Raw genomic sequence first — 13,952 nt, 5'->3', positions numbered from 1 at the left:
CGCGATGGACCGGCGCGATTTCCTGCGCTCGCTGGCGCTGACCGGAGCAGCCGCGGTCGCCGCGTGTCGCGACCCGCCGCGTGCGCTGCCGCCCGGCGATCTGCTCGGCCCGTCTTTCGCCAGCGCGCACCGTCTGCCGGCACAGGGCTTCCCGCCGCCGAGCGAAACGCGGCGCGTCGCGCTCGCCATCGTCGGCGGCGGGGTCGGCGGTCTGGCCGCCGGATGGCGGCTGGCGCGTGCCGGTTTCGCCGATTTTCTGATCGTCGAACTCGAAGACACACCCGGCGGCAACTCGCGCGCCGGCCGCAACGAGATCAGCGCCTATCCCTGGGGTGCGCACTATCTGCCGCTGCCGACGAGCGAAGCCGGCGCGGTGCGCGAACTGCTTGCCGAGCTCGGCGTTCTGCACGGCGATCCGCACGCAGTGCAGCCGACCTACGACGAGAACTACCTTTGTGCGACACCGCAGGAACGACTCTATCGCCACGGCCGCTGGCAGGAGGGGCTGCTGCCGATCGCCGCCGACGCGCACGAGCGCGCCGAGTACCAGCGCTTTGCCGAACTGATCGAGGGCTACCGCCACCGCCGGGACAGGCGCGGCCGGCGTGCGTTCGCGCTGCCGATGGAAAAATCGAGCCGCGACGCCGACCTGATCGCGCTCGACAGGCTGAGCATGCGCGATTGGCTGCACAGCCAGGGCTTCGTCTCGCCGCAACTGCACTGGTACGTCAATCACGCCTGTTGCGACGATTATGGTACCGGCAGCGCCGCCGTTTCCGCCTGGGCGGGTATCCACTACTTTGCTTGCCGCGACGGACAGGCGAGCAACGCCAGCAGCGACATCGTGCTGACCGCGCCGCAGGGCAACGCCTGGCTGGTCGATGGCATGTTGCGCTCGATCGGCCAGCGCGTCGGCGAACGGCTGCTCACCGGCGCGCTCGCTTTCCGCGTCGCCGGCGGCGAGACGCCGGGCAAGGAACCACTGATCGTCGATCTCTGGCTGGCCAGCGAACAGCGCACGCTGCGTCTGCTCGCCGGGCAAGTCATCTGGGCGGCGCCGGTTTTCCTCCTCGCGCACGTTCTGGCCGGCCGGGCAGCGCTGCGCGCCGCTGCCCGGCGCTACACCTACGCGCCCTGGCTGGTGGCCAATCTGAGCTTGGCGCGCTTTCCCGACGACCGGCTCGGCGCCGCGCGTTCCTGGGACAACGTCCTCTACGCGGGACAGGGTCTGGGCTACGTCGATGCGACGCATCAACGGATGCGCCTTGCGCCGGGAAGAACGGTGCTCACCTACTATCGCAGCTTCGCCGAGTTGACGCCGGAAGAGGGCCGGCTGCTGCTGCGCGAGGCGTCGCGCGAGTTCTGGGCCGAGCAGATCCTGAGCGAACTGGAGTTGCCGCACGCCAACCTTCGGCAGGTCGTCACCCGCCTCGACGTTTATCGCCACGGGCACGCGATGTGCCGCCCGCTGCCCGGTCTGATCTGGGGCGGCGAACGCGCGCGCTTTGCCGCCGACGGCGCCCGTCTGCGTTTCGCGCACGCCGACGTGAGCGGCTTTTCGCTCTTCGAGGAAGCGCATTATCGCGGCGTGCTGGCCGCCGAACGCAGCTTGCGCAGCCTCGGCGTGGCCAGCGCGTCCTTACTCGATTGACCGGGTGGAGACGCGGGAGTATAGTACTGACCAGTCGGTCATTATTACTTTCTGCCATGAAATCAGCCGATCCGCCGTCTGCCTTGCTTCCCGAAGCGCTTCCGGTGCCGGCAAGCGCTGGCGCCGCGCCGCGCCGCCGGCGCAAGGAAGCACGCGCCAGCGAATTCGCCGCCGCGGCGCTCGCCCTTTTCGCCGAGAAAGGCTTTTCCGGCACGCGACTTGACGACGTCGCGGCGCGCGCCGGCGCTTCGAAGGGTACGCTCTACCTCTATTTCGACAGCAAGGAAGCGCTCTTCCAGGCGGTGATCGAGGACGGCATGGGCGCCGCGCTGGCGACCGCCGAGGCGCGTCTGGCCGAGCATCACGGATCGGCTGCCGATCTGTTGCGCCAACTGGTCTTCGGCTGGTGGGAGAACATCGGGCAGACGCCACTGGCGGCGATCAGCAAGCTGGTGATCGCCGAATCGCGCAACTTCCCGGAAGTCGCGCGCTTCTACCAGCAGAACGTCATCGAGCGCGGCCGGCGCCTGCTGCGCAGCGCGCTGCAACGCGGAATCGCCAGCGGCGAGTTCCGTTGCGTGGACCTCGAAGGGGCGATCGATCTGATCGTCGCCCCTTTGCTGATGCTCGCCGTTTCGCGCTTTTCGTTCTCTCTCTGCGCGCCGCAGACCTCGCCCGAGAGCTATCTCGAGATGCACCTGGACCTTCTGTTGAACGGCCTGCGGCGGGCGGACGACGTATCGCCGGTCGCTGCGCCAGGGGACGACCCATGCCGATGACTCGCCCTGCGCGCCCAGCGCGCTTCCCTTCGCTTTCCCTCGTGCTCGCGCTGGCACTCGTGTGCACGGCTTGCGAGAAGAAGCCGGCGGCGACCGATCCACCGCGTACCGTTCTCACGCAGATCGTCGGCGCGGCGCAGGAGAGCGAGCCGCTCGCCTATTCCGGCGAGGTCCGTTCGCGCTACGAAACGCCGCTCTCGTTTCGCATTCCGGGCAAGATCAGCGCGCGTCTGGTCGATGCTGGCGCGGTGGTCAGGCCAGGCGACGTTCTTGCCCGGCTCGACCCGGCCGACACGGCGCTGACGGCGGCCGCGGCAAGCGCGCAGCTTGAGCTGGCGAGCGCCGAGGTGCAGCGCTTCCGCAGTCTGCGTGAACGGAATTTCGTCAGTCAGGCGGCGCTCGAGGCACGCGAAACGACCTTCAAGGCGGCTCGCGCGCAGGCCGACCTGGCACGCAATCAGGCCGCCTACGCCACGCTGCGCGCCGAACAGGCGGGTGTCGTCGGGCTCATTTCGGCGGAAGTCGGACAAGTCGTGACGGCCGGGCAGACGGTGCTGCGCATCGCGCGCGCCGACACGCTGGAGGTTGCAATTGCCGTTCCGGAAGCGCACATGCCGCTCGTCCGCTCGCTGCGCCAGGCCGAAATCGGCTTGTGGGCCGAGCCCGCCGCGCGCTATCGCGGCGAACTGCGCGAAATCTCGCCGGTCGCCGATCCGGTGACGCGCACCTACGCGGCGCGAGTGGCGATCCGCCAGCCCGACGCGCGCGTGCTGCTCGGCATGACGGCGAGCGTGCGCTTTCAGCGGGCGAACGAAAAGCCGGTCCTCAGCGTTCCGCTGACCGCGATCTTCCAACAGGCGGATGGCCAGCCGGCGCTCTGGGTCCTGCAAGCCGACCGGACGCTCAGCCTGCGGCCGATCGTCGTGCGCGCCTACCGCGAGGATCTGGCGATCATCGGCGAAGGCGTACAGGCGGGCGAGCGCGTCGTCGTCGCCGGCGTCCACAAGGTCAGTCGCGGCGAACCGGTGCGCGCGATCGACCAGCCGTCGGGGAACGTCGTTTCCGCCGACCCGCCGGCGGCGAACCGATGACGCTGCCCAACCTGTCCGAGTGGGCCTTGCGTCATCGCACGCTGGTCGCCTATCTGATCGTCGTGCTGATGCTCGCCGGCGTCATTTCCTATCTCAGGCTGGGGCGCGCCGAGGACCCCGATTTCACTTTCAAGGCGATGGTCGTGCGCACTTTGTGGCCGGGCGCGACGGCGCACGAAGTCGAACTCCAGGTGACCGAGCGCATCGAGAAGCGATTGCAGGACGTTCCCTGGGTCGACGTCGTTCGCTCGCAGACGCGCGCCGGCGACTCGCTGATCACCATTCTGCTGAAAGACTACACGCCGAAGAAGGAAGTCCCCGAGGCCTGGTATCAGGTGCGCAAGAAGATCGGCGACATTCGCAACACGCTGCCGCAAGGCGTCCTCGGGCCCTACTTCAACGACGAATTCGGCGATACCTTCATCAGCATCTTCGCCCTGACCGGCGACGGCTTCGATCTCGCCGCCTTGCGCCGCGAAGCCGATCGCATCGCGCGCGTGCTGCGCCAGGTGCCGGACGTCAAGAAGATCGAACTGGTCGGGGTGCAGGACGAGAAGATTTACATCGAAATCTCGCACACCAAGCTGGCTACCCTGGGACTCAATCCGCTCGCCATCTTCGATGCCCTGCAGAAGCAGAACGCGATGACGCCGGCCGGTTTCTACGAAACACCGTCGGCGCGCGTGCGAATCCGCGTTTCGGGCGACTTCGCTTCGGTCGACAGCATTCGCGAGATCGGCATCCAGGCGAACGGGCGGTTGTTCCGCCTGGGCGACATCGCGACGGTCAGGCGTGGCTTCGCCGACCCGCCAACGCCGCGCATGCGCGTGCAGGGGCAGCCGGCGATCGGCATCGCGATCGCGATGAACAAGGGCGGCGACGTGATTCAGCTCGGCGAGCGCCTGCACCAGGCGACCGATCGTATCCAGAAGGAGCTACCGCTGGGAATCGATCTGCACGTCGTGGCCGATCAGCCGCAAATCGTTCGGCAGTCGATGGACCTTTTCATGTCGTCGCTGAGCGAGGCGGTACTCATCGTCCTGGCGGTTTCCTTTCTCAGTCTGGGAATGCGCACTGGCGCCGTCGTCGCCTTGTCGATTCCGCTCGTTCTGGCGATCAGCTTCCTGCTGATGGCCGCTTTCGGAATCGATCTGCAGCGCATCTCGCTCGGCGCCCTGGTCATCGCGCTCGGTCTGCTGGTCGATGACGCGATCATTGCCGTCGAGATGATGGTGGTCAAGATGGAACAGGGCTGGGACCGCTTCCGCGCGGCGACCTTTGCCTATACGTCGACCGCGTTTCCCATGCTGACCGGAACGCTGATCACCGCCATCGGCTTCATGCCGGTCGGCCTGGCCAAATCAGGTGCCGGCGAATACACCTTCTCGATCTTCGCCGTCGTCAGCATCGCCTTGCTCGTTTCCTGGATCGTCGCCGTCGTGTTCACGCCCTATCTGGGTTACCTGTTGCTCGACGCGGAAAAGCTTCGCCGGAAAGCCGAGCAGCACGGCGACGATCGTTACGCGACGCCGTTCTACCGGCGCGTCCGGGCCCTCGTCGAGAGCTGTCTGCACCACCGCTGGCTGGTCATCGCGGCAACCGTGCTCGCTTTCGTCGCGGCGTTGGCCGGCCTCGCGCTGGGTGTGCAGAAGCAGTTCTTTCCGGCCGCCAGCCGGCCTGAACTGCTGGTCGACCTGTGGCTGCCGAACGGCGCCTCGCTGCGTGCCACCGAAACGCAGGCGGCGAAGGTCGAGCAGTTGCTGGGCACCGCCGAAATGGCGAAATCGATCAAGTATTACGCGAGCTATCTGGGTAACGGCAGCCCGCGCTTCTACCTGCCGCTCGACCAGCAGTTGTTCAACGACAACTTTGCCCAGTTCGTCATCACGACGCACGACATCGGCGCGCGGGAGGATCTCAAGCGTCGGCTGCAGGAACGTTTCGCCGACTCGAGCGGCGAGTGGAGCGGTTTACGCACGCGCGTGCTGCGGCTCGAGAACGGCCCGCCGATCGGCTTTCCGGTTCAGTTCCGCGTTTCCGGCGAAAACCTCGGCGAGCTGCGGCGCGCGGCCGAAGAGGTCGCCGCGGTGATGCGCCAGAACCCGCATCTGCGCGAAGTCAACTTCGACTGGAACGAGATGAGCAAGGTCGTCCGTCTCGACATCGATCAGGACCGCGCGCGCGCGCTGGGAATCAGCTCGCAGGAACTCTCCGCTTTCCTGAACTCGATGCTCAGCGGCATGACGGTTACCCAGATGCGCGAAGGCGACCAGTTGATCGATGTCGTGGCGCGCGCGCCGGGTGACGAACGCGCCCGTCTGGCGGCGCTGGCCGAGATCAACATCCATACCGCCGGCGGGCGTTACGTGCCCTTGGCGCAACTGGCGCGCATCCGCTACGAACTCGAGGACGGCCTGATCGCCCGGCGCAACCGCCTGCCGACGGTGACCGTACGCGCCGACATTCGCGACGGCGTGCAGGCGCCCACCGTCACCAGCGAAATCAACCCGCAACTGGACGCGATACGCGCCAGCTTGCCGGCCGGCTTTGCCATCGAACCGGGCGGCGCGACCGAGGAGTCGGCGAAGGGAGAAAACTCGATCAAGGCTGTGATGCCGATGATGCTGATCTGCGTCGTCACGCTGCTGATGATCCAGTTGCAGAATACCGGCCGCACCTTGCTCGTCCTGCTCACCGCGCCGCTCGGGCTGATCGGCGTTGCCTGTGCCTTGCTCGCCTTCGCCGTACCCTTCGGTTTCGTCGCCAACCTCGGCGTCATCGCGCTGTCGGGAATGATCATGCGCAACGCGGTTATCCTGGTCGACCAGATCGCGCAGGACGAAAAGGCCGGCAAGCCGGCGTGGGAGGCGGTCGTCGGCTCGACGGTGCGGCGCTTCCGGCCGATCATGCTGACCGCCGCCGCGGCGATACTGGCGATGATTCCGCTGACGCGCAGCGTCTTCTGGGGCCCGATGGCGGTCGCCATCATGGGCGGTCTGATCGTCGCCACGCTCCTCACGCTGCTCTTCCTGCCGGCGCTCTACGCCGCCTGCTACCGCATCCGGCCGCAGGATTGAGCCGACAAAGCCTGTATAATCGCTCGCCGATGGCCAAGCGCCCGTAGCTCAGTTGGATAGAGTCCTTGGCTTCGAACCAAGTGGTCGGGCGTTCGAGTCGCTCCGGGCGTGCCACAAGATGGGAAGGGCGAAATCAGCCGATTTCGCCCTTTTCTTTGCCTTTCTCCTTCTCCTTCGCCCGTTCCCTGTTCCGGTCGCGGGCTGGCCGCTGGCGGCCCCCGCCCGCGACACGTCGGCTCACGCCAGGTCGAAGCGGTCGAGGTTCATCACCTTGTTCCAGGCGGCGACGAAGTCATGCACGAAGGCGAGCGACGAGTCGCTGCACGCATGCACTTCGGCCAGCGCTCTGAGCTGGGAATTCGAACCGAAGACGAGATCGACGACGCTGGCCGTCCACTTGAGCTCGCCGGTCGCGCGTTCGCGTCCCTCGAAGACGCCGGCAGACCGGCTCGACTTCTGCCACTGCGTGCGCATGTCAAGCAGGTTGACGAAGAAGTCGTTGCTCAATGTTCCGGGCCGTCGCGTGAAAACGCCGTCCTGCGACCCGCCGTAATTGGCGCCGAGGACGCGCAGACCGCCGACCAGAACGGTCATCTCGGGCGCGCTCAGCGTCAGCAGCTTGGCGCGTTCGAGCAGCAAGTCGGCGGCCGATTCTTCGTAGCCCGGGCGAACATAGTTGCGGAAGCCGTCGGCATTCGGTTCGAGGACGGCGAACGATAGCGCGTCGGTCTCTTCCTGCGTCGCGTCCATGCGTCCGGGCGAGAAGGGAACGGTGACCTCGTGTCCAGCCTTGCGGGCTGCGGCTTCGACGGCGGCAGCGCCGGCGAGTACGATCAGGTCGGCGAGCGAGATCTTCTTGCCCGTCGACTGGGCGCCGTTGAACGCTTTCTGGATCGCTTCCAGCTTGTCCAGCACCTTGGCCAGCTCAGCCGGCTGGTTGAGCTCCCAGTCCTTCTGCGGCGCCAGGCGGATGCGTGCACCGTTCGCCCCGCCGCGCTTGTCGCTGCCGCGGAAGCTGGCGGCCGACGCCCAGGCGGTCGAGACCAGTTGGGCAATCGACAGATCGCTGGCCAGGAGGGTCGCCTTCAGTGCCGCGATGTCGTGCGGGTCCGGCAGCGGATGATCGACCGGCGGGATCGGGTCCTGCCAGATCAGTGTTTCCTGCGGCACCAGCTTGCCCAGGTAGCGCGAACGCGGACCCATGTCGCGGTGAGTGAGCTTGAACCAGGCGCGCGCGAAAGCGTCGGCGAATTCCTGCGGCTTGGCCATGAAGTGGCGCGCGATCTTCTCGTACGCCGGGTCGAAGCGCAGCGCGAGGTCGGCGGTGGTCATCATCGGTGCGTGGCGCCGGGTCGGATCGTGCGCGTCGGGCACTGTGCTTGCCGCCGCCGGGTCGGTCGGCTGCCACTGGTAGGCGCCGGCCGGGCTGCGGGCCAATTCCCATTCGTAGCCAAACAGCGTCGCGAAGTAGCCGTCGTCCCAGCGAATCGGATTGGCCGTCCAGGCGCCTTCCAGGCCGCTGGTGATCGCGTCTGCTCCCTTGCCGCTGGCGAAACTGCTGCGCCAGCCCAGGCCTTGCTCCTCGATCGCCGCGCCTTCCGGCTCGCGCCCGACGAGCGCGGCGTCGCCGGCACCGTGTGCCTTGCCGAAGGTGTGACCGCCGGCGACGAGCGCGACCGTTTCGTAGTCGTTCATCGCCATCCGGGCAAAGGTTTCCCGGATGTCGCGCGCCGAGGCCAGAGGATCGGGCTGGCCGTTCGGACCTTCGGGATTGACGTAGATCAGGCCCATCTGCACCGCAGCCAGTGGCTTGGCAAGTTGTCGCTCGCCGTGGTGGCGCTCGTCGCCCAGCCAGGTCGCTTCCGGACCCCAGTCGACCTCGTCGGCCGGGTCCCAGATGTCGGCGCGACCGCCGGCGAAGCCGAAAGTCTTGAAGCCCATCGATTCCAGCGCGACATTGCCGGCGAGGACGAGCAGGTCGGCCCAGGAAAGCTTGCGGCCGTACCTCTGCTTGATCGGCCAGAGCAGGCGGCGCGCCTTGTCGAGGTTGCCGTTGTCGGGCCAACTGTTGAGCGGCGCGTAACGCTGTGCGCCGGTACCGGCGCCGCCGCGACCATCGGCGACGCGGTAGGTGCCCGCTGCGTGCCAGGTCATGCGCACGAAGAGCGGTCCGTAGTGGCCGTAGTCGGCCGGCCACCAGTCCTGCGAGTCGGTCATCAGCGCGTGCAGGTCGGCGACCACTGCGTCCAGGTCGAGCGTCCTGAACTCGTCGGCGTAGTTGAACGATTCGCCCAGCGGATTCGCCGTGGCCGACGGCTGGTGCAGCATCGCCACCTTCAGTTGATGCGGCCACCAGGCGGCGTTGGTCGAAGCTGGGGCTGCCGTCGTCTTGGCGGCGTCACCCGAGAATGGGCACTTTGAATGGCTTGACATGGTTTTCTCCTCTGGCTGTGCGAAATGGGCTATCCGCGAGCGTCCGGGTTCTGCTTACCCGCAGTTGCTCGGCGTAGCTCGCCGAACGGGATTCGCTGGAACTTGAGCCGCATTCAGCCCGGACGAACCAAGTCTAGGATCGCGGGGTGGATAGGTCCAATCAATTATCAGCATAATGAGAATAGCGAATGGCTATGAATGCTCGCAGCCGCACGCGCCGCCCCGATGCTTCGGCTACAATTTCCGACCGAAGACTCTTCCCTTTCCCTGCTTCTCCTGTGGAGCGAACCGATGAAGCATATTTCTCCTGGTCTGACGCTGGCCCTCGCCGCGCTCGGCGTGCAGGCCGGCGATTTCACCCTCGTCTCGCCGCAAATCAAGCCGCAAGGCATGATCAACGCGCAGCAGGTCTATAACGGTTTTGGCTGCACTGGCGAGAATGTTTCGCCAGCGCTCGAGTGGAAGAATCCGCCGCCGGGCACCAAGAGCTTCGCCGTGCTGGTGCACGACCCGGACGCGCCGACTGGCGGCAGCGGCTGGTGGCATTGGCTGGTGATCAATCTGCCGGCCAGCGCCAGCGGGCTGCCGCTAGCCGCCGGTAAGGCCGACGGAAGCGCCCTGCCGGCGGGCGCCGTGCAGATCAACACCGACTTTGGCGGGCCGGGCTGGGGCGGCCCGTGTCCGCCGGTCGGCGACAAGGCGCACCGTTATCACTTCACCGTGTACGCGATGAAGCTCGAAAAGCTCGAGCTTCCGGCCGGTGCAAGCGCTGCGCTCGCCGGCTTCATGGTCAATGCGAACAGCCTCGGCAAGGCGACGCTCACCGGCCTCTACGCGCGCAGCAAGTAGCCGCGTGCAGCCGATCGCGCGAGGTCGGCGGCCGGCGCTCGTCGCGTTTCTTGCCGGATTGTTCGCGCTAGTCTGGCTGGCCTGCTCGCCGGCCTGGTCAGGCGCGCCAACCGAGGGCGCGGCGAGCGTGTCGACGGCGCACGCCAAAGTGACGCTGCTCGCCGATCCGCTGCAGGCCGCGCCCGGGCAGACGCTGTGGCTGGGGCTGCACTTCGAGCTGATTGCGCACTGGCACGTCTATTGGCGCAATCCCGGCGCTTCCGGCGCCGCTCCGCTGCTGCGCTGGACGCTGCCCGCCGGCTGGACGGCCGGCGAAGTGCGCTGGCCGGTGCCGCAGCGTCTGCCGGTCGGACCCTTGACCAATTACGGCTACGAAAAGGCGGTAACGCTGCTCGTCCCGCTGCGCATACCCGAAATAGCGCTGCCGGCCAGCGCGCAGCGCATCGTGCTCGACGCGGAATGGTTGGTCTGCCGCGTCGAATGCATTCCCGAGTCGGCTCGCCTGACCCTCGTACTACCCAGTCCGCACGCGGCTGGTGCGGCGCGCGGCGACCCGACAACGCAGAGGCTGTTCGCTGCTGCGCGCGCGCAATGGCCGGCAGACGGCCCGACAGGCGGGCGCTATCGGGTCTCCGACGACGCGCGCACGCTGACGCTGGAAGTGCCGGGTCTGGCTGTCGATGAACGCGCCGCAGTCTGGTTTGCCGCCTACGAATGGGGCCCGGTCGACCCGAGCGGCGCGCAGCAGCGGCAAACGGCCGGTGACGGCGTCGCTTTGCGCGTCACCGTCGGCGACCTGCCGCCGAGCGGGAACGCCCCGCTCGACGGCCTGCTGGTGGTCGAGACGCCGGAGCACGGTGGCTCCGCCCGGCGGGCGCATGCGCTGCGCCTGCACGCCGCGCCGGCGCTGGTTGCGGACGGCTCGGCCGGCCCGGCAGCGACTGCGGCGAGCCAATCGCCCGCTTTGCTGCTTGCCCTCGGCCTCGCCTTTCTCGGCGGTTTGCTGCTCAACGTGATGCCTTGCGTGCTGCCGGTGCTGGCTATCAAGGCGCTTGGCTTCGTCCGCGAAGCCGGCGCAAACCCGCGGCGGCGGCTTGCCCATGGCCTGAGCTACGCGGCCGGCGTCGTCTTCAGTTTCCTGGTTCTGGCGAGCACGCTGCTGCTCTTGCGCGCCGGCGGCGCTGCCCTCGGTTGGGGCTTCCAGCTCCAGTCGCCGCTGCTCGTTGCGCTGCTTGCCTATCTGATGCTGCTCGTCGGGCTCAACCTGTCCGGCGTGTTCACGCTGGGCGCCGGGCTGATCGGGGTGGGCCAGTCGCTGGGCGCCGGCAGCGGCTTGGGCAGCACTTTCGCGACCGGCGTTCTCGCCGTCGTCGTGGCCAGCCCGTGTACGGCGCCGTTCATGGGAACAGCGCTGGGCTTCGCGCTCACCCGCCCGGCCGGTGAAGCGCTTGCCGTCTTCGCCGCGCTGGCGGCCGGTTTCGCGCTACCCTTGCTGTTGCTCAGCGTTTCGCCCGCGCTGCTGCGCTGCTTGCCAAAGCCCGGTCCGTGGATGAAACGCCTGCAGCAGGCGCTCGCTTTTCCGCTCTACGGTACCGCCGCCTGGCTGCTCTGGGTGCTCAGCCAGCAGACCGGGGCAAGCGCTTTCGGCGCAGCGCTCGCCGGCCTGGTCGTTCTCGCCTTGGCTGCCTGCTGTTACGGGCAATGGCAGCCGCGCGCCTGGCGCCGCGTTCTGTTTGCCGCCGGCGCGAGCGCGCTCATCGTGCTGCTCTTGCGCCCGCTGATCGCACCCGAGGTCGCCGTTTCGACGCACGCGGAGGCGCAGCGCCTGGCCTGGTCGGACGAGCGCGTGCGCGAACTTGTCGCAGCCGGGCGCCCGGTCTTCGTCAACTTCACCGCCGCCTGGTGCATCACCTGCCAGGTCAACGAACGCGTCGCGCTGGCGACCGAAAATACCCGACGGCGTTTCGCCGAGCGCGCCGTCGTCTACCTCGTCGCCGATTGGACGCGGCGCGATCCCGCCATCACGCGCCAGCTCGAGCGCCACGGCAGGAGTGGCGTCCCGCTTTACTTGTTGTACGCGCCGGGCCGCCCGACACCGCTCGTGCTGCCCCAGTTGCTCAGCGAAGATGTCGTCGCCGAAGCGTTGGAATCCCTTTGACCCCCTGGAGAAAAACCATGCTCAATTGCTTTGACTTCCTGAGGTACCTTTTCCTGGCCTGCCTGCCGATCGTTTTCGCGCTGCACGCAGGGAGCGCACTGGCGGCGCCGCGTGTCGGCGAGCCGGCGCCTGAGTTCACCGGTGTCGACAGCCAGGGCAAGACGCAGCGGCTGGCCGATTACCGCGGCAAGACGGTGGTCCTCGAATGGACCAATCACGATTGCCCCTACGTGCGCAAGCATTACGGTGCGGGCAATATGCAGGAGCAGCAGCGGGAAGCCGCAGCGCAGAAAGTCGTCTGGCTGTCGGTCATCTCGTCGGCTTCCGGTCAGCAGGGGCACGTCAGCCCGGCCGAGGCGAACGAACTGACCCGCACCCGCCAGGCGGCGCCGCACGCCGTCGTCCTCGATGCCGATGGCCAGATCGGCCGGGCTTATCAGGCAAGAACCACCCCGCACATGTACATCATCGATCAGGCAGGGAAATTGATCTACATGGGAGGTATCGACAGCGTCCCCAGCGCAGACGTGGCAGACATTCCGAAAGCCACGCAGTACGTGCGCGTCGCACTCAAGGAGCACGCCGCGGGCCGGCCGATCAGCCAGCCGGTGACTCGCCCCTACGGTTGCTCGGTCAAGTATTGAGCGCAAGCTGGTGGCGCACCTTCGTGCGCTGCGCCGACGCGTCTGTCCAGAAGCGCGAAGGGCTACAATCGCGTCTGCTCAAGAACCCGGTCGCTTGACTCATCTTCCAGGAGAAAGGATGAAGACATTCCTCATCGCAAGCGCGCTGGCGCTCGCCTCGCTTGCCGCTCCGGCGTCCGCCGACATCCGGACGAAGCCCGTCCAGTTCAAAGCCGGGACGAGTTCCGCAACGATCAAGGGCACGCTGAAAGGCGACCAGACGATCGATTACACCCTGCGCGCCAGAGCAGGACAGACGATGAGCGTCAGCTTCAGCCCGAGCAACGACGCGGCCTACTTCAACGTGTTGCCGCCGGGCTCGACTGGCGAGGCGATCTTCATCGGTTCGACTTCCGGCAACGAATGGACAGGAACGCTGCCAGCCGACGGCGAATACAAGCTGCGTACCTACCTGATGCGCAGCGCGGCGCGGCGCAACGAGTCGGCGAGCTACACGTTGACGGTCGCCATCGACGCCGGCGCGCACGCCAGTGCGCCAGCGTCAGTGCGCGCTGCTCATGGTGAGCGCGCCGGGCAGGGGCGTTTCGACGCCAGTGGCCAGATCCCCTGCGCTCGCCACAAGGGGCAGCCAATGGGCCAGTGCGGATTTGCCGTGGCGCGCGATGCCGGCGGCAGTGCGACGATCAAGATTACCCACGCCGATGGGCGCGCGCGCTTGATCTACTTCGAAAAGGGCAAGGCGATCGGCGCCGACCTCAGCCAGGCCGACGGCGACATGAGTTTCAAGGCAACCAAGGAGGCCGACCTGTTCAAGATTCAGGCCGGCCAGGAGCGCTACGAGATTCCTGAAGCGGCCGTTTTCGGCGGTTGAGCCGGGAGGGAGCCGGCCTCGACCGGTCGAAGCAATCACAGTTCGCGTTGCAGCGGCGCCGGCTGGCCGCCGGTCGCGCCATCTGCGACCGCCGGTGGTGCCTGCGTTCGGATCGCTTGGCGGCGATGCATCTTCTACCAGGTCTTATGGATTCGTCATCTGCCCGACTGTATTCTTGATCTGGGCAATGGCGACCGACTGCCTCTCGGTGGCGGTCGCTGCTTCCTGAATGATGCTGCGGATCGAGGATATTTCGTTCATCACGCTGGCCAGTGATCCTGCCGCCTGGGCGAAAGCGTCGCGCGTCGCTTGCGCTTTGGCCTCGGCGGCATTGATCTGCCTCGAATTGACCTCGATCAGCGATTGCACCTCGTTGACCGTGCGCGAGGCCTCTTCAGT

General features: G+C 67.2%; 10 protein-coding genes and 1 tRNA gene. 9 read left to right on the top strand and 2 right to left on the bottom strand.

What is annotated here, in order from left to right:
• Positions 1 to 4 precede the first annotated feature (4 nt).
• The 5 genes from Q1L59_RS07410 (at position 5) to Q1L59_RS07390 (ending at position 6,712) form a co-directional block, all read left to right on the top strand.
• Positions 5 to 1,651 (top strand): NAD(P)-binding protein, encoded by a 1,647-nt coding sequence (locus Q1L59_RS07410; protein WP_300330243.1) that lies wholly within the window; start codon positions 5 to 7, stop codon positions 1,649 to 1,651.
• Between the two features lie 56 nt (positions 1,652 to 1,707).
• Positions 1,708 to 2,430 (top strand): TetR/AcrR family transcriptional regulator, encoded by a 723-nt coding sequence (locus Q1L59_RS07405; RefSeq protein ID WP_300330241.1) that lies wholly within the window; start codon positions 1,708 to 1,710, stop codon positions 2,428 to 2,430.
• Entirely contained in the window at positions 2,421 to 3,521 is a 1,101-nt protein-coding gene (locus Q1L59_RS07400) for an efflux RND transporter periplasmic adaptor subunit (RefSeq protein ID WP_300330238.1), read from the top strand. The genes Q1L59_RS07405 and Q1L59_RS07400 overlap by 10 nt, the downstream gene beginning before the upstream one ends.
• A complete protein-coding gene (locus Q1L59_RS07395; RefSeq protein ID WP_300330236.1) occupies positions 3,518 to 6,598 on the top strand; it encodes an efflux RND transporter permease subunit in 3,081 nt (1,026 codons plus the stop codon). Before Q1L59_RS07400 ends, Q1L59_RS07395 begins: the two co-directional genes overlap by 4 nt.
• 37 nt (positions 6,599 to 6,635) lie before the next feature.
• A tRNA-Arg gene (locus Q1L59_RS07390) sits at positions 6,636 to 6,712 on the top strand.
• Positions 6,713 to 6,835: 123 nt separating this feature from the next.
• Here Q1L59_RS07390 and katG read toward each other — a convergent pair.
• Complete coding sequence (gene katG, locus Q1L59_RS07385; RefSeq protein WP_300330234.1) at positions 6,836 to 9,031, bottom strand: catalase/peroxidase HPI; 2,196 nt, start codon at positions 9,029 to 9,031, stop codon at positions 6,836 to 6,838.
• A 291-nt stretch (positions 9,032 to 9,322) separates the two neighbouring features.
• Here katG and Q1L59_RS07380 point away from each other — a divergent pair, with 291 nt between their 5' ends.
• The 4 genes from Q1L59_RS07380 (at position 9,323) to Q1L59_RS07365 (ending at position 13,553) form a co-directional block, all read left to right on the top strand.
• The gene (locus Q1L59_RS07380) at positions 9,323 to 9,880 is read left to right on the top strand and encodes a YbhB/YbcL family Raf kinase inhibitor-like protein (protein ID WP_300330231.1); all 558 of its coding nucleotides are present in this window, start codon (positions 9,323 to 9,325) and stop codon (positions 9,878 to 9,880) included.
• A 4-nt stretch (positions 9,881 to 9,884) separates the two neighbouring features.
• Positions 9,885 to 12,038, top strand: coding sequence for a protein-disulfide reductase DsbD domain-containing protein (locus Q1L59_RS07375; RefSeq protein WP_300330229.1), 2,154 nt, complete (start codon positions 9,885 to 9,887; stop codon positions 12,036 to 12,038).
• A gap of 17 nt (positions 12,039 to 12,055) precedes the next feature.
• Positions 12,056 to 12,682 carry a redoxin domain-containing protein gene (locus tag Q1L59_RS07370; RefSeq protein ID WP_300330226.1) on the top strand — a complete coding sequence of 209 codons (627 nt, stop codon included), beginning with the start codon at positions 12,056 to 12,058 and terminating at the stop codon, positions 12,680 to 12,682.
• Positions 12,683 to 12,800: 118 nt separating this feature from the next.
• A complete protein-coding gene (locus tag Q1L59_RS07365; RefSeq protein ID WP_300330223.1) occupies positions 12,801 to 13,553 on the top strand; it encodes a hypothetical protein in 753 nt (250 codons plus the stop codon).
• Positions 13,554 to 13,697: 144 nt separating this feature from the next.
• On the opposite strand, the gene Q1L59_RS07360 is transcribed toward Q1L59_RS07365, so the two are convergent.
• Positions 13,698 to 13,952: hypothetical protein (locus Q1L59_RS07360; protein WP_300330220.1), on the bottom strand; the 255-nt coding region annotated here is incomplete at its 5' end.

The sequence above is a fragment of the Accumulibacter sp. genome, from assembly GCF_029255125.1.
GTDB lineage: Bacteria > Pseudomonadota > Gammaproteobacteria > Burkholderiales > Rhodocyclaceae > Accumulibacter.
The sequence above is the reverse complement of the archived record's forward strand: the minus strand, read 5'-3'. Positions and strand labels throughout refer to the sequence as shown.